Origin of the sequence: Azonexus sp. (assembly GCF_041909095.1) — a bacterium.
In the GTDB taxonomy this organism is placed as follows: Bacteria; Pseudomonadota; Gammaproteobacteria; order Burkholderiales; family Rhodocyclaceae; genus Azonexus.
Window position 1 is genome coordinate 92228 of record NZ_JAYREB010000001.1, and the last position, 19983, is coordinate 112210.

At 68.2% G+C, this 19983-nt stretch carries 22 protein-coding genes; 7 read left to right on the plus strand and 15 right to left on the minus strand.

The annotated features are described in order from the left end of the window. Window position 1: 1 nt before the first annotated feature. The 10 genes from ACE3OV_RS00455 to dksA form a co-directional block, all read right to left on the minus strand. The gene (locus ACE3OV_RS00455) at window positions 2-742 is read right to left on the minus strand and encodes a hypothetical protein (RefSeq protein WP_374323924.1); all 741 of its coding nucleotides are present in this window, start codon (window positions 740-742) and stop codon (window positions 2-4) included. After that, window positions 729-2003 (minus strand): Vi polysaccharide biosynthesis UDP-N-acetylglucosamine C-6 dehydrogenase TviB, encoded by a 1275-nt coding sequence (gene tviB, locus ACE3OV_RS00460; protein ID WP_374323926.1) that lies wholly within the window; start codon window positions 2001-2003, stop codon window positions 729-731. The genes ACE3OV_RS00455 and tviB overlap by 14 nt, the downstream gene beginning before the upstream one ends. Further along, a complete protein-coding gene (locus ACE3OV_RS00465; protein WP_374323928.1) occupies window positions 1987-3141 on the minus strand; it encodes a glycosyltransferase family 4 protein in 1155 nt (384 codons plus the stop codon). Before ACE3OV_RS00465 ends, tviB begins: the two co-directional genes overlap by 17 nt. Next, window positions 3123-4046 (minus strand): mitochondrial fission ELM1 family protein, encoded by a 924-nt coding sequence (locus ACE3OV_RS00470; RefSeq protein ID WP_374323930.1) that lies wholly within the window; start codon window positions 4044-4046, stop codon window positions 3123-3125. Before ACE3OV_RS00470 ends, ACE3OV_RS00465 begins: the two co-directional genes overlap by 19 nt. Before the next feature lie 118 nt (window positions 4047-4164). Beyond that, window positions 4165-5010: a ZIP family metal transporter gene (locus ACE3OV_RS00475; protein ID WP_374323932.1), complete on the minus strand. Its 846-nt coding sequence runs from the start codon at window positions 5008-5010 to the stop codon at window positions 4165-4167. Continuing rightward, window positions 5007-5597, minus strand: a complete 591-nt coding sequence (locus ACE3OV_RS00480) for a DUF3299 domain-containing protein (RefSeq protein ID WP_374323933.1) — start codon at window positions 5595-5597, stop codon at window positions 5007-5009. Before ACE3OV_RS00480 ends, ACE3OV_RS00475 begins: the two co-directional genes overlap by 4 nt. Next, the gene (locus tag ACE3OV_RS00485) at window positions 5594-6853 is read right to left on the minus strand and encodes an ABC transporter permease (protein ID WP_374323935.1); all 1260 of its coding nucleotides are present in this window, start codon (window positions 6851-6853) and stop codon (window positions 5594-5596) included. Before ACE3OV_RS00485 ends, ACE3OV_RS00480 begins: the two co-directional genes overlap by 4 nt. Beyond that, window positions 6850-7521 (minus strand): ATP-binding cassette domain-containing protein, encoded by a 672-nt coding sequence (locus ACE3OV_RS00490; RefSeq protein WP_374323937.1) that lies wholly within the window; start codon window positions 7519-7521, stop codon window positions 6850-6852. The genes ACE3OV_RS00485 and ACE3OV_RS00490 overlap by 4 nt, the downstream gene beginning before the upstream one ends. A 3-nt stretch (window positions 7522-7524) precedes the next feature. Further along, window positions 7525-8031, minus strand: a complete 507-nt coding sequence (locus ACE3OV_RS00495) for a DUF2796 domain-containing protein (protein ID WP_374323939.1) — start codon at window positions 8029-8031, stop codon at window positions 7525-7527. Window positions 8032-8084: 53 nt separating this feature from the next. Then, entirely contained in the window at window positions 8085-8516 is a 432-nt protein-coding gene (dksA, locus tag ACE3OV_RS00500) for an RNA polymerase-binding protein DksA (protein WP_374323941.1), read from the minus strand. Window positions 8517-8671: 155 nt separating this feature from the next. On the opposite strand from dksA, the gene ACE3OV_RS00505 reads away from it, so the two are divergent. Continuing rightward, entirely contained in the window at window positions 8672-9130 is a 459-nt protein-coding gene (locus ACE3OV_RS00505; protein ID WP_374323943.1) for a transcriptional repressor, read from the plus strand. Window positions 9131-9156: 26 nt separating this feature from the next. On the opposite strand, the gene ACE3OV_RS00510 is transcribed toward ACE3OV_RS00505, so the two are convergent. From ACE3OV_RS00510 to ACE3OV_RS00520, 3 genes are read right to left on the minus strand one after another with little or no spacing between them, the layout of a single operon-like run. Beyond that, complete coding sequence (locus ACE3OV_RS00510) at window positions 9157-10023, minus strand: NAD(P)-dependent oxidoreductase (RefSeq protein WP_374323945.1); 867 nt, start codon at window positions 10021-10023, stop codon at window positions 9157-9159. Beyond that, a complete protein-coding gene (locus tag ACE3OV_RS00515; protein WP_374323947.1) occupies window positions 10020-10886 on the minus strand; it encodes an NAD(P)-dependent oxidoreductase in 867 nt (288 codons plus the stop codon). Before ACE3OV_RS00515 ends, ACE3OV_RS00510 begins: the two co-directional genes overlap by 4 nt. A 25-nt stretch (window positions 10887-10911) precedes the next feature. Further along, complete coding sequence (locus tag ACE3OV_RS00520) at window positions 10912-12492, minus strand: DUF4139 domain-containing protein (protein WP_374323949.1); 1581 nt, start codon at window positions 12490-12492, stop codon at window positions 10912-10914. A 117-nt stretch (window positions 12493-12609) separates the two neighbouring features. Here ACE3OV_RS00520 and ACE3OV_RS00525 point away from each other — a divergent pair, with 117 nt between their 5' ends. From ACE3OV_RS00525 to ACE3OV_RS00540, 4 genes are read left to right on the plus strand one after another with little or no spacing between them, the layout of a single operon-like run. Next, window positions 12610-14049 carry an efflux transporter outer membrane subunit gene (locus ACE3OV_RS00525; RefSeq protein ID WP_374323951.1) on the plus strand — a complete coding sequence of 480 codons (1440 nt, stop codon included), beginning with the start codon at window positions 12610-12612 and terminating at the stop codon, window positions 14047-14049. After that, window positions 14046-15323, plus strand: coding sequence for an efflux RND transporter periplasmic adaptor subunit (locus ACE3OV_RS00530; RefSeq protein WP_374323953.1), 1278 nt, complete (start codon window positions 14046-14048; stop codon window positions 15321-15323). The genes ACE3OV_RS00525 and ACE3OV_RS00530 overlap by 4 nt, the downstream gene beginning before the upstream one ends. Then, window positions 15320-16030 (plus strand): ABC transporter ATP-binding protein, encoded by a 711-nt coding sequence (locus tag ACE3OV_RS00535; RefSeq protein ID WP_374323956.1) that lies wholly within the window; start codon window positions 15320-15322, stop codon window positions 16028-16030. The genes ACE3OV_RS00530 and ACE3OV_RS00535 overlap by 4 nt, the downstream gene beginning before the upstream one ends. After that, the gene (locus ACE3OV_RS00540; protein WP_374323958.1) at window positions 16021-17229 is read left to right on the plus strand and encodes an ABC transporter permease; all 1209 of its coding nucleotides are present in this window, start codon (window positions 16021-16023) and stop codon (window positions 17227-17229) included. Before ACE3OV_RS00535 ends, ACE3OV_RS00540 begins: the two co-directional genes overlap by 10 nt. Window positions 17230-17233: 4 nt before the next feature. Here ACE3OV_RS00540 and ACE3OV_RS00545 read toward each other — a convergent pair whose 3' ends face one another. Together ACE3OV_RS00545 and ACE3OV_RS00550 are read right to left on the minus strand one after the other, a co-directional pair. After that, window positions 17234-17425 (minus strand): hypothetical protein, encoded by a 192-nt coding sequence (locus ACE3OV_RS00545; protein WP_374323960.1) that lies wholly within the window; start codon window positions 17423-17425, stop codon window positions 17234-17236. Continuing rightward, window positions 17422-18744 carry a hemolysin family protein gene (locus tag ACE3OV_RS00550; protein WP_374323962.1) on the minus strand — a complete coding sequence of 441 codons (1323 nt, stop codon included), beginning with the start codon at window positions 18742-18744 and terminating at the stop codon, window positions 17422-17424. Before ACE3OV_RS00550 ends, ACE3OV_RS00545 begins: the two co-directional genes overlap by 4 nt. Window positions 18745-19171: 427 nt before the next feature. Between ACE3OV_RS00550 and ACE3OV_RS00555 the strand changes: the two genes are divergently transcribed. Continuing rightward, on the plus strand, window positions 19172-19684 hold the full coding sequence (locus tag ACE3OV_RS00555) for a TIGR00645 family protein (RefSeq protein WP_374323964.1): 513 nt from the start codon (window positions 19172-19174) through the stop codon (window positions 19682-19684). Window positions 19685-19764: 80 nt separating this feature from the next. Further along, complete coding sequence (locus ACE3OV_RS00560) at window positions 19765-19980, plus strand: heavy-metal-associated domain-containing protein (RefSeq protein ID WP_374323966.1); 216 nt, start codon at window positions 19765-19767, stop codon at window positions 19978-19980. The last annotated feature ends 3 nt before the right edge of the window (window positions 19981-19983 follow it).

Consider the following 19983-nt stretch of genomic DNA (forward strand, 5'->3'; position numbering starts at 1 on the left):
CTCACACCCAGTGACGGGCGACGAAGGACGCCCGCTTCCACAAGCCGTAGGCGCGCCATGCCACGTCCGCCGGATCGGGCTTGCCGTGGAAGACGACGATTGCGGCAGCAGCTGACAGGGGCGTGTCGAGCCAGCTCGGCGCCCGCAGCCCGAGCCGTTCGCCGCCCAGCTTGGCGAGCCAGCGGAAGGCGCGCGAGTCGAGGCTCTTCTTGTACGAGACGATCTTTTCCGCCGGCCAGTTGGCGGCGTCCGGCAGGCACTCAAAAATCCACTCTTGGTCGCCGTTGCAGCTCGCCATGACGCCGTCGGGGTCGGCCTGGAAACGCTCCCAGACGTGAGCGTGAGCGCCGACCGTGAAGCGCATCACCGAGCTGTTCCACATCGGGTTGCGCGACCAGTTGCGCAGGATGACGAAATCGCCCGGCTGCTCGGCGAGGAAATCGACCTTGCCGACGATCACCAGGTCGAGGTCGAGATAGAGCAGCCGCCCGGAGAGACCGTGGAATTCCGGCGCGAACAGGGAAAGCTTGTACCACCAACCGCTCAGTCCCGGCTGGCAGTCGAGCGGCAGCACGACGACGGCCGGATCAAGTCCTTGCGGAAATTCGGTCAGACAATGGAAACGGAACGGCCGGTGCAGGTGGCGGGCCAGCATGCGGTACAGGCGATTGACGTATTGCGGCCCGTATTTCGTCCCCCATTTCAGGCAGACGACGTTGAGCGGCGTATCACAATCGGCCATCGACGGCCTCGCGCGGAAACAGGTGCTTGACGTCGTAGATCACCGCCTGCGGCCGGCACAGCGCGCGGATCGCGGCGACGCCCTGGGCCGCGAACTGGCGGTGGGCGACGGCGACGACCACCGCATCGTAGGGACCGGCGGGCTGTTCGACTGGCGTGATGCCGTATTCCGCCTGCGCCTCGTCGGCATCGACCCAGGGGTCGTGTACATCGACCACGGCGTTGAGCCCGGCCAAGGTACGGACGATGTCGACCACCTTGGTGTTGCGCAGGTCGGGGCAGTTTTCCTTGAAGCTGAGGCCTAGCACCAGGACGCGCGCGCCGACGACGTTGATGCGCTGACGCAGCATCAGGCGGACGACGCTCTCGGCGACATAGGTGCCCATGCCATCGTTGATGCGGCGACCGGCGAGGATCACCTGCGGGTGGTAGCCGAGCGCTTCGGCCTTGTGCGTCAGGTAGTAGGGATCGACGCCGATGCAGTGGCCGCCGACCAGGCCGGGGCGGAAAGGCAGGAAGTTCCACTTGGTGCCGGCGGCGCGCAGCACCGCTTCGGTATCGATGTCGAGGCGGTTGAAGATCAGCGCCAGTTCATTGACCAGCGCGATGTTGATGTCGCGCTGGGTGTTCTCGATCACCTTCGCCGCCTCGGCGACGCGGATGCTGTCAACGCGGTGCGTGCCGGCGCTGACGATGCTGGCGTAGAGCGCATCGACGAAATCGGCGGCGGCCGACGTCGAGCCGGCGGTGACCTTGACCGTGTTGGTCAGCCGGTGCTGCTTGTCGCCGGGGTTGATCCGCTCCGGGCTGTAGCCGGCATAGAAGTCGCGGTTATAGACCAGCCCCGAGACGCGCTCGATGGCCGGGATGCAGACCTCCTCGGTGGCGCCGGGATAAACGGTCGATTCGTAGATGACCACGGCGCCGGGCGCGATGACTGCGCCGATGGCCTCGCTGGCGCGCAGCAGCGGGCCCATGTCGGGCCGGTTGCTTGCGTCGACCGGGGTCGGCACGGTGACGATGAAGGTATTGCAGTCGCGCAGCGCTTCGGCGTCGCAGGAAAAGCGCAGTTGCGTCGCCTGCAGCAGTTCCTCGCGGCTCATTTCCAGCGTGCGGTCGTGCGCCTCGCCGAGTTCGGCGACGCGGCGCGGACAGATGTCGAAACCGAGCGTCGGCAGATGGCGACCGAACTCGACGGCCAGCGGCAAACCAACGTAGCCGAGGCCGATGACGGCGATGCGGGCGTCAGCGAGCGTAGGCAAGTTGCCCGCCTTTCTCGCGCACGGCGACCAGATCCTGGTAAGTCGCCAGGGTGTCTTGCAGCATGTGGTGCAGCTCCAGTGAAGCCGGCAGCGGCGCCGGACGGTGATCGCCGGCAAGGACGCGCCGGCAGGTTTCGATCAGTTCGTCGCGCTCACCCGGGGCCACCCGGCCGGCCGGAAACATCGCCGCCAGCAGTTCGGCAACGCCGCCATGGGCGTAGGCGACAACCGGCACGCCGAGCGCCAGCGCTTCGAGCACCGTGCGCCCGAAGGCTTCCGGTTGCGTGGACAGCGACAGCACCAGCGCGCTGACGCTGAAGATCTCGCGCAGGTCGCCACGGTGGCCGGTGAACGTGAGGCGGTCGGCAACGCCTTGCGCTTTTGCCGCTGCCTGCAGTTCGGCCAGGTAAGGCAGATGGCGGGCGTCGGCCTCGCCGACGATGAGGCCGTGGATGTCCGGATGGCTGGCCTTGAGCGCGGCGATCAGGGCGATGAAATCATGATGTCCCTTGAGCCGGGTGATGCGCCCGGCGAGGACGAGCAGGCGCTTGCCGGCAAACTGCGGCCAGGCCGCGCGCCAGTCGTCCAGCCACTGCGGCGACGGCCGGTAAGCCGGGCGATAGAGCGCCGGATCAATGCCGCGCGGGATGACGCGCACGCTTGCCGGATCGCAGGCCGGGTAATTGGCGCGCAGGTAATCGGCAATCGACGCCGACACCGCGATCACCGCCTCGCCGCGCGTCATCACCGCGCTGTAAGCACCGACCGAGTAATAGCCATGCACCGTGGTTACCAGGCGCGGCCGCGTCGCGGCCGGCATACCCAGCCAGGCCAGGCGGCAAATCCAGGCCGGCAGGCGGGAACGGACGTGCAGCACGTCGACCCGCTGTTCGGCGAGGAAACGGCGCAGCGGGCCGACCAGGCGCAGGGTCAGCGGCGACTTGCGGCCGACCGGCCAGGCGAAATGCTCCGAGCCCTCGGCCAGCAGCCGGTCGACCAGGCGCCCGCCGGCCGACATGACCAGCGAACGATGGCCCTGGCGGACCAGGTGGTCGGCCACTTCCAGGGTGCCGCGTTCGACGCCGCCGCTTTCCAGCGCCGGCAAAACCTGCAGGACGGTCAGGCGTTGGGATACCAAAATTGCTTGATCCACTTCGCGCAACGCGCGGCTTCGTCGAGTTGTCCGTTCAGCCGGGGCAGCGACTGCCCGGCCTGCCAGTTCTGGAAACGCGTCACCCAACCGCTCTGCACCAGCCGCTCGAGACCGCGCACAACGCGGCTGGAACGGCGTCGCGGCAGGTCGAAGACGCCGACACCGGTGCCCGAGGTCAGCGCCTCATAGACCATCGACACGCTGTCCGGCGTCACCCAGACCTGGCCGGCGCAACCCAGCACCTCGTGCAGCCAGCCCTGCGTGGTCCGCGCGAAGGGAACCACCTCAAGATTGGCCTGCGCCAGCCCTTGCAAGCCGTCGAGCAGCGAGACCGGCGTGCGCGGCGAGGTGGTCAGCGTCCAATGCACCTGCGGCGTGGCGGCGACCAGCTTGCCGACCGCGGCGAGGATTTCATCGTCACGCCAGACGTAGTGGCGCGAAATGCCGCCGAGCAGGATCAGGCCGACCTTGGGGTCGGCGGCGACCGAGCGCTGCATGGTGTTGAGCGCGCCCTGGGTGAGGATCACCTGCTTCGACGGCGCGACGCCATCGTGCTGCGGGATCAGACAGAGGTCGAAAAGTTGGCGCGGCAGGCTGGGCTTCATCAGCACCACCGTCTTGCCGCCGTAGGCGCGCTTGGCGGCGAGGATGTTGAGGTGGGTCGCGTGCCCGGCGCCGACGATCAGGTCAGGCGCCGGCAGGCCCTCACCGGGCGGAAAGCTGGCGCCGGCCAGATGGGCCAGCGCCGACAGCGGCGGCAGCGCGCGCAGTTCGATTTCGCGCACCGGCAACTGCTGGCGCAGCGCCTTGAGCAGGCCCCGGATCTGCTGGAGATGCCCGGGCTTGCCGTCGGTGATGGTCCAGATGACGTAGCCGGAATTGCCGTTCATGCCGTTTTCGCTCCTGAGTCTGTCCCGGTGGGACACGCGGAGCTATTTTCGGCAGGCTCGGTGACAGGGCCGTTAAGGCCGGATAACGCCTATGTGACGCTCGCGTTGCCGAGCGCTCTCAGTGCGTGAACCAGCCGACCAACGGCACCACGGCCACCCCGGCGCCGATCAGCAGGCTCTGCCGGAGGAAGCTTTCGCCCTGCTTGTGCAGCAGCGGGAAGATGTCGGCCAGCGCAACGTAGATGAAGCTCGAAGCGGCGATCACCAGCACGTAAGGCAACACGAAATCGGCGGTGGACAGCGCGTAGAAGCCAAGCCCGCCGCCGATCAGCGAACTCAGGCTGGAGCCGGCATTGGCGACGAAGGCCTTGGCGTTGCTCCAGCCGGCGTTGCGCAGGAGCACGAAATCGCCCATTTCCTGCGGCACCTCGTGGGCGATGATGGCCACCGTCGTCGTCACGCCGAGCAGCGGATCGGCAATGAAGGCGGCGGCGATCAGCACACCATCGACGAAGTTGTGGAAGGCGTCGCCGAGCAGGATCAGCGGCGGCGCCGTCACCGTCGCGTGGTGTCCCTCATGGTCGGCGCAATCGCCGTGCGAGTGACGCCACAGCGCCAGGCGTTCGAGCGCGAAGAAGCCGAACAGCGTCGCCAGCATCAGCCCGAACAGGGTCGCGAACGGGCCGCCGTGGTTGTGGCCGGCGTGTTCCTCTTCCTCGGCGGCAATGGCGGCATGGTCGTCGGGACCGTGGTCGTGGCCGGCGTGGATATCCACCGGCGGCAGCGAGTTGAAGGCTTCCGGCAGAATGTGCAGGAAGGCCGACGACAGCATGACGCCAGCGGCGAAGGCGACGAGGATCGCCGTTGACTGCCGCGACAGGCGGAACACCACCAGCGCCGCGGCGGCCATGCTGATCAGCCCGCCGGCCAGGCAGGCGAGCAGGATCATGCTCAGGGTTGTCATTTTTTCTTTCCTTGTGGGACCTGATAGGGTTCGACCCGCTCGGCGGCCAAGCGGTAGGCATAAACGCCCATACTGCTGTCGCCGCCCTGCACGCTCAGGGTGCCGCTTACTGAGAAGGTTTCCATGGTGCGCATGCCGCGCACCGGTTTGGCCGGCACCACCAGGATGACCTGGTTCGACGGCGGCGGCGGCACATGGATGCAAGCGCCGAAGTAAGGCACGAGCAGGAATTCGAGGACGTCGTCGCCCTTGCGTTCGAGCGGCACGACGAAGCCGGGAATGCGGATGCGCTGGCCGTGCAGGCTGCGCTCGACCGGCGCCTTGTCCCATTCCTTGCGCACCTTGGCGAGCAGATCGATGGCCTTGGGATCACTGTCCTGCAGGCGGTTCAGGTCGACGCCCTTGAACACCGCCATCGGGTCCCAGTCGGCCGGCATCAGGTCGTCCCACATCAGTTCGCGGAAGCCCTTGACGCTCCCCTTAGCCGCGGCCAGCCGTTCGCCGATACGGTAATCGGCAGCCGGCAGGCTGAGCGGCACGAGCAGCAGCAGAAGCAGCAGGATGCGTTGCATCGGAATGTCTTTCATGAACGGGGCGTCAGCCCGTCGGCGAGCGACAGGCGATAGGCGCGCCAGGCCGGCAGCAGGCCGACCAGCGTGCCACAGACCAGAACCAGGCCGAGAAGTTGCATTTCCCTGGCGGAAAGCGCCAGCGGCAGCGCCGCCAGGCCAAAGCGGGAGAACAGGCCGTCGCCGGCCAGCGCCAGCAGGCTGACCAAGGCCAGACCGAGCAGGGCGCCCAGCAGGCTGACGATGGCGCTCTCGAACAGCAGCAGGGCCAGCAGGTGGCGCGGCCCGGCGCCGAGCGAGCGCAGGATCGCCATTTCGCGCCGCCGCTCGTTGAGACCGGCAAGCATGGTCGCCATCAGCCCGGCCAGGCCGACCGCCAGCACCAGCCAGGACACCGCCTGCAGGGCCTGTTCGACGACAGCGACGGTCTGCCACAACTGGTCGAGGGCGACACCGGGCAGCACGGCGAGCAGCGGCTCGCCGGCAAACCCGTTGATCTTGCGTTGCAGGCGGAAGACCTCGACGCGCTGATGCAGGCCGACCAGGAAGGCAGTGATCGACTTCGGCGTCAGATCGAACTTCTGCACCACCTCGGCGCCGATCGAAAAGCCCGGCAGCGGCGCCCCACCCACCCAGTCGAGGTGGATCGCTTCGATCGCCGCCAGCCCGACATGCACCGTGCGATCGACCGGCGTCCCGGTCGGCGCCAGGATGCCGACCACGGTGAAGGGCTTGTCGTCGTGGTCCATGCCGGCCAGACCGCCGTCGCCGTGTGTCAGCGTGATCTGGTCACCGATCCTGTAACCCAGGCGCTGTGCCACCTCGGCGCCGAGCACGGCGTCGAAGAGGCCGGCGAAAACCTGGCCGGCGGCCAGGCGCAAGGGCTGGCGGTCGCCGTAACGGTAGTGTTCGAAATAGGCCGGCGTCGTGCCGAGCACCGGGTAGCCGCGGTGCGAATCGCCGAGCGCCAGCGGCACGCTCCAGGCGATCGCCGGATCGACGGCAATTTTCTGGTAGCTGTCCCAGCTCAGGTTGTTGGTCGCCTCGCCGAGCCGGAACACCGAGTACAGCACCAGCTGCACCGGGCTGGTGCGGGCGCCGACGACCAGGTCGGTACCGGAAACCGACTGCGCGAAACCGTCGCGCGCCGCCTGGCGGATGCGTTCGACCGACAGCAGCAAGGTGCTCGCCAGGACCACCGCGAGCAGCGTCAACCCCAGACTGAGGCGGCGGTTCCAGGCGCTGGCCAGGGCCAGCCGCCACAACGCGCTCACGCCTCGCCTCCGGACAACTGGAGACTGTCGTCGAAATGTGCAGCCAGCCGCAGATCGTGGCTGACGAAGACGAGCGCGCTGCCGGCCGCTCTCGCCTCGCCCAGCAAGAGGTCGATGAAGGCATCCTGGCGGGCGGCGTCGAGCGCCGAGGTCGGCTCGTCGGCGACGATGATTTCCGGCCGGCCGATCAGCGCGCGCGCCGCGGCGACCCGCTGCTGCTGGCCGACCGAGAGTTCGCCAGCGGGCGCCGTCGCCAGCGCCGGGTCGAGATCAAGCGCGGCGAGCAGGCGCGCCGCCTCGGCTGCCGGATCACCGGCGCGTTGCCGGCGGCGCCGCGAAAAACGACAGGGCAGCAGCACGTTGTCACGTACCGACAGCCAGGGCAGCAGGTTGAACTGCTGGAAGATGAAACCGAGATGGTCGGCACGAAAAGCGTCGCGCCGCGCCGCCGACAGCGCACCGAGCGACTGGCCGAGCAGCTCGATGCGGCCGTGCTCGGGCTGCAGGACGCCGCCGATCAGGTTGAGCAAGGTGCTCTTGCCGGCGCCGCTCGGCCCGTGCAGGAACAGGCTGCGACCGGCAGCGACAGCCAGGTGTCCGAGCGAGACGGCCGGAGGTGCAGCGGCGCGCCAGCGGAATACCAGGTCGTCGATGCGGATCGCCGGCATGCCTTACCAGGAAAAGAGCGGGTGCCGGGTATCCACGCGACCGGCCTTCTGTCCCTTCGGGCCGGAAAAACTGACTTCCAGGGTACGCAGGCGCGGGAACTCCTCGCCGACGCTGACCCGCAGGCTGTCGAGCGCCAGCGGATTGACGCAGCGAAAGACGTAGCGTGCCTCGACGTCGCCATGGCCGGTGCTGCCACCCTTGCCTTCAAGCAAGGGCGCGTCGATCTGCTGCTCGGCTGGCGTGCATTGTGCGGCCGCCGTCGGTGCAAAAAGCCGCGCCGGCGAGCGCAGCTTTTCCAGCGCTGCCTGCACGGTCAGTTGCTCGCGCGCGCTCTTCGCCGCCCGTTCGAAACCGACCAGGTCGTGCTGCGGCGCTTCGAGCAGCAAGGTCAGCTGCTCGCCCTCGACGACAATGCCGAGCTGGCCGACGCCGTGCTGATGGGCATGCTGCTCATGCGCCGCTGCCAGCCCGGCAAGCAGGGCAAGCAGGAGTAGGGGCAATTTCTTCATCGGCTATTCCTCCCTGATTGAAAACGCTGCTGCGTGCCGGGCAGCCGCCAGCGTCAACCGCCGAACTGGCGCCGCCGCTGTTCGTGCCGTTCCTGCGCTTCCAGGCACAGGCTGGCAGTCGGCCGCGCCAGCAGGCGGGCGATGCCGATCGGCTCGCCGGTATCCTCGCACCAGCCGTAGCTGCCGTCGTCGATGCGCTTCAGCGCCTGGGCGATCTTCTTCAACAGCTTGCGTTCGCGGTCGCGCACGCGCAGTTCCAGCGCATGTTCTTCCTCGGCGCTGGCGCGGTCATTCGGATCGGGCTCGGCCGCCGTCTCCTGCAGGTGATGCGTCGTTTCTTCCGCAGCACCGCGCAGCGCCGCTTCCTCGTCGAGCAGGCGCTGGCGAAAAAAAGCCAGCTGGACCGGCGACATGTATTCCTCTTCCGATGCAGACAGCAACTCCGCCTCGCTCGGCAACCCCGGTTTTGCAGTGGATCGTGACATCGATCTTTCCTTGTTCGTCATGGGACGTCTGCGGCATGCCAGCCGCCGGAACGGCCAACCCGAACCGACGCCGTGCGCCCGTCCGCAACCCTGTCGATTGCAGACGGACAATGTTATAACATCGCATATCCACCACCAAGTCGACTTCGAGAATGATGGAATCCTGCGCCGAAGCGGAGTTGCTCGACCGCGCCGAAACGCGTTGCCGGCAACAGGGCGCCAGCCTGACCGCGATCCGCCGCGAAGTGCTGGCGCTACTCAGCCGCCAGTCGAACGGCATCAAGGCCTACGACTTGCTCGAACAGATGCGGCAAACCCGGCCCAACGCGGCGCCGCCCACCGTCTATCGCGCCCTCGATTTCCTGATCGCCCAGGGACTGGCGCACCGCATCGGCCGCCTCAACCTGTTCGTCGCCTGCCGCCACAACAGCCACCCGTCGCCGGCGTTGTTCCTGCTCTGCCCGCGCTGCAACGGCGTCAGCGAACTGCAGGACCCCGACGTCTCGGCCCGCCTCTTCGCCAGCCTGAAGGCCGCCGGCCACCGGCTGGACAGCCCGGAAGTCGAAATCAGCGCCATCTGCCCGCGTTGCGCGGGCCAGCAGGAAGCCGTTTAAAGCACTGAGTAAATTTACTCAGTGCTTTAAACACCAGCCCTGCCCGCCTCCAGCACGCGCAACAGCGAACTCGTGTCGTCCTTGCCGTAGCCCAATGCCATCAGCGCGTTCAACTGTTGCGCGACGCTTGCCGTCAGCGCCACCGGCACGCCGCTCTGGTGCGCTGCTGCGAGCACCAGCCCGTAGTCCTTGTGATGCAGACGAGCCTCGATGCCGGCCGAGAAATCGCGGTCGACCATGCGCTGGCCCATGATGTCGAGCACGCGCGAGCCGGCCGAGCCGCCGGCCAGTGCCTGTTTCACTTTCGCCGGATCGACGCCGGCAGCGCTGGCCAGGTGCATCGCTTCGGCGACCGCCTCGATGGCGGCGACCATGATCATCTGGTTGCAGGCCTTGGCGACCTGGCCGGCACCGTTGGGGCCGATATGGACGATGCGCTGGCCGAGTCTTTCGAGCAGCGGGCGCACCCGTTCGAGCACCCTTGCATCGCCGCCGGCCATGATCGCCAGCGTTGCGGCAATCGCCCCCTGCTCGCCGCCGGAGACCGGCGCGTCGAGCATGTGGATGCCCTTTTCGGCCAGTTGGCCGGCGATGCGGCGTGCGGCATCGGGCGCGATGGTCGAGCAATCGACCAGCACGCTACCCGGCGCCATGCCGTGGATCAGGCCGTTGTCGCCAAGCGCCACGCCTTCGACATCGGCGCTGGAAGTGATGACCGTGAACACCACCTCGCACGCCGCGCCGAGCGTGGCCGGCGTCGGGTGCACGGTGGCGGGCAGGCCGTCGGCGCTGGCCGGCCGGCGCGCCCAGACGTGCAGGTCGTGACCAGCCGCCTGCAGGTGCAAGGCCATCGGGCGCCCCATCGCGCCCAGGCCGATGAAGCCGACCCTCATGCCTGCCCCGACAGGTTTTCCAGCAGTTTCAGCACGGCGATCGAATCCTCCTCGCCCAGCCCCGAACCGACCATCGCGTTGAACATCTGCGCGGTCGCCGCCGAACCCGGCAGGCACAGCCCGAGTTCGTGCGCCGTCTGCATCACGATGTTCAAGTCCTTCTCGTGCATCCAGCTCTTGAAGCCCGGCTTGAAGTTGCGGTCGAGCATGCGCTGGCCGTGGTTTTCCAGGATCTTCGAGTAGGCGAAGCCGCCGAGCAGCGCTTCGCGCACCTTCGCGCGGTCGACGCCGTTTTTCGACGCAAAAGCCATCGCCTCGGCGACCGCCAGCACGCCCATGCCGGTGACGATCTGGTTGGCCGCCTTGGTCACCTGCCCGGCGCCGGGGCCGCCGACGTGGACGATGTTCTTGCCCATGCATTCAAACGCCGGTTTAGCGCGGGCGAAGGCGGCGTCGGCGCCGCCAGCCATGATCGAGAGCGTACCGGCAATCGCCCCGACTTCGCCGCCGGACACCGGCGCATCGACGAAATCGACGCCGGCCGCCGCCAGTTCGGCGTGGATCGCGCGCGCCGCTGCCGGCGCGATGGTGCTCATGTCGACAGCGACCAGCCCGGCCGTGCCGGCGCTGGCAACGCCGCGCATGACTTCGGCCACGTCCGGCGCATCGGCGACCATCGAGATCACCAGATCCTGCCCGCGCGCAACATCAGCCGGCGACGCAGCAGCGCTGGCGCCGGCATCGAGCAAGGGCTGCATCGATTCGGCGCGACGCGCCCAGACGCTGAGCTGGTGGCCGCCCTTGAGCAGGTTGAGGGCCATCGGGCGGCCCATGATGCCGAGGCCAATGAATCCGATCTTCATGTTCTTGTCTCCGTTTGCTTGGGGTTCAGGGCAGGCCGATGACCTTGCGTTCCTTCGGCCAGCGGATGCGGTAATCGGCGGTGAAGCTGGCCGCCGCGCCGGCGTCGAGTCGCTGCTCCCAGGCGACGACGCCCGGCCGGTCGTCCCAGTCCTTGGCGCTGACTGGCGGCAGGAAGCTGGCTTCGACCTCAATCTGGTCATCACGGGGAACCGGGCTGGCGTCGATGACGCGGATATCGACCGGCCGCGTGTGCTGGTTGGTCACCGTGAACACATCGGCGATGCGCCGTTCCGCCTGCTGACCGACGAAGCCGGCACGCGCCTGGTCGGCGGCCAGGTTGCGCACCGCCACCTTGATCTTCTCGTCACGCCCGAAGGGCAGCGCCAACTTCGTTTCCTGCGCCGGGTCCCAGGTGGTCTGGCCGACGTAAGCGCCGTTGCGGTAGATCTGCAGGTTGCCTGCCGGCCAGACGCCTGCCGGCAAATCGCCCTCGGCGATCAGGTAGGCCGCCTTGTCCTGACGCGGCGCCAACTGTGCGTGCAGTTCAACCGGCACCTGCAGGCGGCCCAACGCCACCGCCACCTTGCGCCCGTCGGCCGGCAGGTCGATGCGGCCGGGAATGGCGTATTCGGTGGCGAACTCGCTGTGCGTTTCCTCGACTTCAAACAGCGGTTCCGCCGCCTCATCGGCCGCAGCGCTCTCCGCCGGCGCGCTGCGCTTGGCCAGCGGCGCCGGCGCGGCGGCCATCATCGGCATCATGGCGCGCGCCTCAGGGCGCACTTCCGGGCGCAGCGAGAGATTCCAGGGATTGGGCAAAGGGCCGGCGACGCGCTGCTGCGGCTGGCCGGTGGATAGCGCGAGTTCGACCTTGCTCCAGTCCTCGCCGCTACGCTGGGCGATCTGCGCCAGACGCTCGATGTCGACCCGCCGCCCGTCGCTGTCGAGCTTGGCCCGGTAGGCCGGCCGCCAGCCGGCCTCGGCGAACAGGTAGCGCAGGCGGACCTTGCCGTCGCGCCGCGCGTTCAGGCGCAGGTCGAGCTGGCGGACGGCGGCGACCGCCGGGCGCACGCGTTCGAGGTCTTGCTGGCGGGCCTGCAGTTCGCGTTCGAGATCACTCTTCTGGCTATCGATTTCGAGGATGCGCCGCTGCGCCTGGACGCCGCCCAGGCGCAGGGCGTCGAGCACGCGCTGCGGATTGCCGTCGTGGATGGCGTCGCCGGGCGAGGCCAGTGCGTCGAGATACTTCAGCGTGCGCTCCGCCGCCAGCCGCTCGCCGTCAAGCTGCGCGACGCGCTCGCTCAACTGGCGGACCAGTTTTTCCAGGCGCGCTTCCTCGGCGTTGAGTGGCGCGCTGCGCGCGCTGTCGCGCCAGACCAGCTCGCCGATCTCGATCCCGGCGTCGGCCTCGATCTGCACGCTGTCAGCGTCGAAACTGGCGGGCAGGCCGGCAATCTGCAACTGCTGGTCGCCAGCACGCACGGTCGCCGTGCGCTCGACCAGAGCGCTGCCTGGATAAAGCACGACGCGAGTGACCGGCGCATTCGGCGCCGCCAGCGCAGGCAGCGCGCCGACGCAAAGGAGGGGAAGGAGTAGCCGCAGTTTCATGACGAAGGATTCCGGAAAGCAGTCCGCGGATTATAGCGAGCCGCTGCCGGCCGGGCAGAAGCAAACGCATACCGCTTCTTAACGGCACTTAACGGCGCGGCGGGCGATCATCCCAGCATGACCGAATCCAGCCCCCTCCTCCGACCGCGCCAGGCCCTCGCCGCCCTGGCCTGCGCTGTGCTCGCTGCCTGCACTTCGTTGCCGGCGGTCGGCCCGGATTACCGCTTGCCGGCACTGAAGTTGCCAACGCTATGGCACAGCCAGCCGGCCGTCCCGACGAGCGGCGACGCCGACCCGGTGCTGCGCCGCTGGTGGCAGCAACTCGACGACGCGACGCTGGACAGCCTGATCGCCCGCGCCCTGGCCGCCAACCTCGACCTCAAGCAGGCCGAGGCCCGCCTGCGTCAGGCGCGGGCCGCCCGCCGCCAGGCCATCGGCGACCAGTTGCCGACGCTCTCGGCAAGCGCCGGCAAGACCCGCAGCCACGCCGCCGGGACGAGCAACACGCTTTACGACGCCGGCTTCGACGCGCGCTGGGAGATCGACCTCTTCGGCAGCCAGCGCCGTGCCGTCGAAGCCGCCGACGCCGACGCCGCAGCGGCGGCGGCCAGCCTCGAACAGGTGCGCATCACGCTGGTCGCCGAGGTGGCGCAAAACTACGTCGACCTGCGCAGCACCCGGCAACGCCTGGCAATCGCCCGCGACAACCTGGCCACCCAGGAAGAAAGCGCGCGCATCGCCGACTGGCGGCAGCAGGCCGGGCTGGCTGGCAGCCTCGACGTCGAGCAGGCGGTGGCCAACCGCGAACAGACCCGGGCCAGCCTGCCCGACCTGGAGATCGCCGCCCGCGAGGCGGGCAACCGCCTCGCCGTCCTCCTCGGCGCCGCGCCCGGCGCGCTTGATACCACGCTGGCCACCGCCGACGGCTTGCCGGAAGTGCCGGCCGACCTCGCGGTCGACATCCCGGCCCGCGTCCTCACCCGCCGTCCCGACCTGATCGCCGCCGAGCGCACGCTGGCGGCGGAAACCGCGCGCACCGGGCAGAAGCTGGCGGCGCGTTTTCCCAGCCTGACACTGAGCGGCAGTTTCGGCTGGCAGGCCTACAGCCTGGGCGCCTTGGGCGGCAGCGACACGCTGCTGCGCACGCTGGCCGGCTCGCTGGCGGCGACGCTGTTCGACGGCGGTCGCCTGCGCGCCGCCGTCGACGCGCAGGACGCGCGCCGCGAGGAAGCGCTGCACGCCTACGAGGAGAGCGTGCTGGGCGCCCTGGAGGAAGTCGAGAACGCCCTCTACGCGCACGCCGCCGCCCGCCAGCGCATCGTCGCCCGGCGTCAGGCGGCGGAGGCGGCGCGCAACGCGGCGACGCTGGCCCGCCAACTCTACGAATCCGGCCTCACCGATTTCCGCGACGTACTCGACGGCGAACGTACCCGGCTCAGCGCCGAGGACAGCCTGGCGAGCGCCGAGGCGCAGCAACTGACGACACTGATCAAACTCTACAAGGCGCTCGGCGGCGGCTGGGAACAAGCCGCCGCGCCCGCCACGGAAACACCATGACCGAGAAAACCAACGAGACTCCCGACGCGCTGCGCCAGTTGCTGGCCGGCGCCCAGCGCGGCCAGACCGCTTCCCGCCGCCGCTGGTGGCTGCTCGGCGCTGGCGCCGCCCTGCTCCTCTTGATCGGCTGGCTGGCCCTGGGCGGCAACAGCGAGGCGCCGGGGCAGTACCTGACCGAGCCCGCCGCGCGCGGCAAGCTGGTGGTCACCGCCAGCGCCAGCGGCACGCTGCAGCCGACCAAGTCGGTCGATGTCGGCAGCGAACTTTCCGGCACCCTGGCCGAAGTGCTGGTCCAGGAAAACGACGTCGTCAAGAAGGGCCAGTTGCTCGCCCGCCTCGACCCGGCCAAGCTCGACGACGCGGTGATCAAGTCGCGCGCCGCCGTCGCCGCCGCCGAAGCCAGCGTCGCCGAGGCGCGGGCGACGCTGGCCGAGAACCGGGCGGCGCTGGCGCGCATGCGCCGGGTCGCCGAACTGTCCGGCGGCAAGGTGCCGGCGCCCAGCGAACTCGACACCGCCGACGCCGCCGTGCAGCGCGCCGTCGCCAGCGAGGCGAGCGGCCTGGCGCAGGTGGCGCAGGCGCGGGCAGCGCTGAAGACCGACCAGACCAACCTGACCAAGGCAACGATCCGCTCGCCGGTCGACGGCGTCGTCCTGACGCGCAAGGTCGAACCCGGGCAGACCGTCGCCGCGCAGATGACGACGCCGGTGCTGTTCGTGCTGGCCGAGGATCTGACGCGCATGGAGCTGCAGGTCAAGGTCGATGAGGCCGACGTCGCCAGCGTCAAGCCCGGGCAGCCGGCCAGCTTCACCGTTTCGGCCTGGTCGGGGCGACATTTCCCGGCAAGCATCCGGCGCGTCGGCCTGGGCTCGACGACGACCGACAACGTCGTCACCTACAAGACCGTGCTCGACGTCGCCAACGACGATCTGGCCCTGCGCCCCGGCATGACGGCGAGCGCCACCATCGTCACCGCCGAGCGCGCCGACGCGCTGCTGGTGCCGAACGCCGCGCTGCGCTACACGCCGGCCGAAAACATGGCGGCGGCGCCGAAGGGCAGCATCCTCGGTCGCCTCTTGCCACGCCCGCCGGCGGCGCCCAAGAACCGCCCGGCGGCGGTCAACGGCAGCCAGGTCTGGGTGCTGACCGACGGCCAGCCACGCCCGGTCGCGGTCGTTACCGGCGTCAGCAACGGCCGGCAGACCGAGATCACCGGCGGCGAGCTGCAAGCCGGCATGGCGGTGATCACCGACTACCAGGCGGGCAAGCCGTGAGCGAAACAACCGCGCCGCTGATCGAACTGCGCGCCATCACCAAGACCTACGGCAGCGGCGACGTCGCCTTCCAGGCGCTGCGCGGCATCGACCTCGCGATCGCCGCCGGCGAGTTCGTCGCCGTCATGGGGCCGAGCGGCTCCGGTAAATCGACGGCAATGAACCTGCTCGGCTGCCTCGATACGCCAAGCAGCGGCTCCTACCTTTTCCAGGGCATCGCCGTCGAAGCGCTCGACCGCAACCAGCGCGCCTTGCTGCGCCGCCACTGCCTGGGTTTCGTCTTCCAGGGCTTCAACCTGCTGGCGCGCACGACGGCGCTGGAGAACGTCGAACTGCCGCTGCTCTACCGCGGCGAGCCGGTCGCCCAGCGCCATGCGGCGGCGCGCGCCGCGCTGCAGCGGGTCGGCCTGGCCGAACGCGAAGGGCACACGCCGGCCGAACTTTCCGGCGGTCAGCAGCAGCGCGTGGCGATCGCCCGCGCCATCGTCACCAATCCGCTGCTGCTGCTCGCCGACGAGCCGACCGGCAACCTCGACAGCCAGCGCAGTCACGAGATCATGGAACTGCTGGTGGCGCTCAACCGCGAACAGGGCATCACCATCGTCATGGTCACCCACGAACCGGACATGGCGGCCTACGCCAGCCGCAGCGTGCATTTCGTCGACGGCCGCGTCGACCGCGACAGCCGCCAGACATCATGCTCCTGAACGCCCTCCTGCTCGCCCTGCGCGAAATCCGCCGCAACCTGCTGCGCTCCTTCCTGACCGTGCTCGGCATCGTCATCGGCGTCGCCGCCGTGATCACCATGGTAACGCTGGGCAACGGCGCGACGCGCATGGTCGCCGAGCAGATTTCCAGCCTCGGTAGCAACCTGCTGATGGTGATGCCCGGCCAACGTCTTGGTCCCGGCCGCGACAGCGCCGGGGCGCCGAAATTCCGGATCGCCGACATCGAGGCGATCCGCCAGCAGATCGGCGGACTGCAGGCGGTGGCGCCGACCGTCGGCAGCGCGGTGACGCTGGTCGCCGGCACCCGCAACTGGTCGTCTACGGTCAACGGCACGAGCAACGATTATTTCATCGCCGGCAACTGGAAGCTGGCCAGCGGCCGGCGTTTCGCCGACGACGAGGAAAGCGCCGGCAAGGCCGTCTGCATCATCGGCCAGACCGTGCGCAAGGAGCTGTTCGGTAACGCCAGCCCGCTCGGCAACAGCATCCGCGTCAAGTCCTTCGACTGCGAGGTGATCGGCCTGCTCGCCGCCAAGGGCCAGGGCGGCATGGGCCAGGACCAGGACGACACCGTGCTGCTGCCGCTACGCACCGCGCAACGCCGCCTGACCGGCAGTCTGGACATCGGCGGCATCATGGTCTCGCTCAAGGACGGCAGCGATTCGAAGGCGGCGATCGGGCAACTACGCAGCCTGCTGCGCGAGCGCCGCAAGCTGGCCGAGAACGCCGACGACAATTTCAACGTGATGGACACCAAGCAGATTGCCGAAGCGCTGTCCGGCACCATCGGCACGATGACCGCGCTGCTCGGCGCGGTTGCCGCGGTCAGCCTGCTGGTCGGCGGCATCGGCATCATGAACATCATGCTGGTGTCGGTCACCGAACGGACGCGGGAAATCGGCATCCGGCTGGCCATCGGCGCGCTGGAGAAGGAAGTGCTGCTGCAGTTCCTGATCGAAGCGGTGGCGCTCTCCGCCTTCGGCGGCCTGCTCGGCATCGGCCTCGCCTTCGTCGCCTGCTTTGGGCTGACCGCGCTGATGGGCATGCCCTTCCTCTTCTCGCCGACGATCAACCTGACCGCCTTCGGTTTCTCGGCGGCAATCGGCGTCCTCTTCGGCTACATGCCGGCGCGCCGTGCGGCACGCCTCGATCCGATCGAGGCGCTGCGCCACGAGTAAGGCTTCAGACCAGCAGGCAGGCCCCTCCGGCCAGCCCCTGCGTCAGCAGGATCAGCGCGAAGACCGCGAAACCGGCGTTGAGCAGCGTGCCGACGGCGAGCAGGTCCCACCAGAACAGACGGCGCAAGGCCACCTGGCCACGCCAGCGCGGCGCGAAGAAGCCGCCCCCGGGGGTAGCCGCGGCAACGCCGTTCACGGCGTCGGCTCCGCCTCGCTCGCGGTCGCCGGCGGCACTTCCGGCAACGGCGTCGCCAGCACCTTGTCGATCCGCTTGCCATCGAGATCGACAACTTCCAGCGTCCAGCCTTCCCAGACCTGACGGTCGCCGGTCTCGGCGAGGCGCCCGAGGAGCAGCATCAGCATGCCGGAGAGCGTGTGGTAACGCCCCTTTTCCTCCTCCGGCACAGCTTTCAGGCCCAGCGTGTCCTTCAGTTCGAGCACCGGAATCAGGCCATCGAGCAGCCAGGAGCCGTCCTCGCGCTGCACCGCCCAAGCGTCTTCCTTGTTCTTCGGGACGAACTCGCCGGTCACCGACTCGACCAGGTCCTGCAGCGTCACCATGCCCTGCACTTCGCCGTATTCATCGACGACGAAAACGAGGTGGGTGCCGGTGCTGCGGAACTGTTCAAGCAGTTCCATGCCGGTCAGCGATTCCGGCACGTAGATCGCCGCCTGCAACTTGTCGCCGAGGTTCGGCGTGCTGCCGCGCAGGGTCTTGCCGAGTAGCTGGCGGGCGTTGAGAACGCCGAGGATGTTCTCCAGCCCGTCGCGGCAGACCGGGAAACGGGCGTGGTCGGACTCGGTGATGATCGCCAGGTTCTCGTCGAGCGGGCGGTTGATGTCGAGCCAGACGATTTCCGAGCGCGGCACCATCAGCGAACCGAGCTGCCGGTCGTCGAGGCGGAAGACGTTGCGCACCATGTCGTGCTCGTTCTTCTCGATGACGCCGGCGGCCGAGCCTTCGACCAGCATGGCGTGGATTTCCTCTTCGGTGACGCTCGGCCCACGGCTTTCCCGCTGCCCGAGCAGGCGCAGCAGCAGCGCCGTCGATCCGGAAAGGAGGCGAACGAAAGGCCGTGACAGGATGGCCAGCCAGTTCATCGGCCGCGCCACCAGGCGGGCGATACCTTCGGGGTTGATCTGGCCGATCCGCTTCGGCACCAGTTCACCGACGACGATGGAAATGTAGGTGATGACGACGACGACCAGGACCGTGGCGCCGATCTCGCTCAGGTGCTGGTCCGCCCCCCAGTGTTGCAGCCAGATGGCGAGCGGCCCGGCGAGCGCGGCTTCGCCGACGATACCGTTGAGGATGCCGATCGAGGTGATACCGATCTGGATCGTGGACAGGAAGCGGGTCGGGTCTTCGCCCAGCTGCATGGCGACGATGGCGGCAGCGTCGCCATCTTCGGCCTGTTTGGCGAGGCGGGCGCGGCGGGCGGTGACGAGAGCGATTTCGGACATCGCGAAAACGCCGTTGAGAACAATCAGCGCGACCAGTAGAAGGATTTCCATGTCAGAGACCTCCGGCGGCGGAGCGCACGAGGATGACGGGGGTTAAGACAGCAGGTGACTGCTTCATGGCGCGGCCCCGGAGGCGCCGCCCAACCTTTCTTGAGTTATGGACAGATCGCATCATGCCGCAATTCGGCGACGCCTGCCATTGCCCACCGCCAGCCTCTGCGCTCCCTAAGTCGCCGTGCAAGTCGAGAAACCGGTAGATGTCGATGCAATTGATCGACAAAACCGAAGTCTTTGCACGAAGAAACCCCGGCACTTGCCGACGTCATCACCGCTACCCCGAAAGGCTCGCCGCAACGTCGACAGCGCCTTCTTGCCCCGCAACAAACCAGACGCCACGGACCGCGGCCCCCCTTCCGGGAAATGGATTTGCCGCATGCGGCATCGCACAATAGCGCACCCCATTCGTACGGAGAAAACCATGAAATTGCTCGAACACAAGCTCGAAGTCCTGATGTTCAACAGCCGCTGGCTGCTCGCTCCCTTCTACGTCGGGCTGATCCTCGCCATCGGCATCCTGCTGATCAAGTTCGTCAAGGAGTTCTTCAAGCTGGCGCCCCAGGTCTTCAGTGCCGACAGCAGCGACATCATCATCGGCATCCTGACGCTGATCGATGTCGTGATGATCGCCAACCTGCTGATCATCATCGTCTTCGCCGGCTACGAGAACTTCGTCTCGAAGATCAACACCGGGAACAACGAAGACCGGCCGAGCTGGATGGGCCATGTCGGCTTCGCCGACCTGAAGATGAAGCTGATCGGCTCGATCGTCGCCATTTCCGGAATCGAACTGCTCAAGGCCTTCATGCACGTCGGCTCGCACAGCAACGAACAACTGGCCTGGAAGGTCGGCATCCATATGACTTTCGTCATTTCCGGGGTGCTCTACGCGGTCATGGACAAGCTCGGCGGCAAGCACCACGCGAGCGAATGACGCCGCCGGCGGCACGCGGCGAGAACTTGCCGCGGCGCCGCCTGCCTAACGATCATCTCCCAGCCACCGAGGAGCTCGCCATGCATCGCCAGTCATTCAAGATCGCCGGCCTGGACAGCGCCGAAAGCGTGCGCGCCCTGGCCAATGCCATTCAGGACCTGCCCAGCATCGTGCATCTGGAAATCGAGGCGCGAAGCGGCATTGCCGATGTCGAACACGGCAATTTCGTGAGCCCGGAAGACATCCTGCAAGCCATCGCCGACGCCGGCTTCAGCGCCGAATACACGACGCACTGAGCA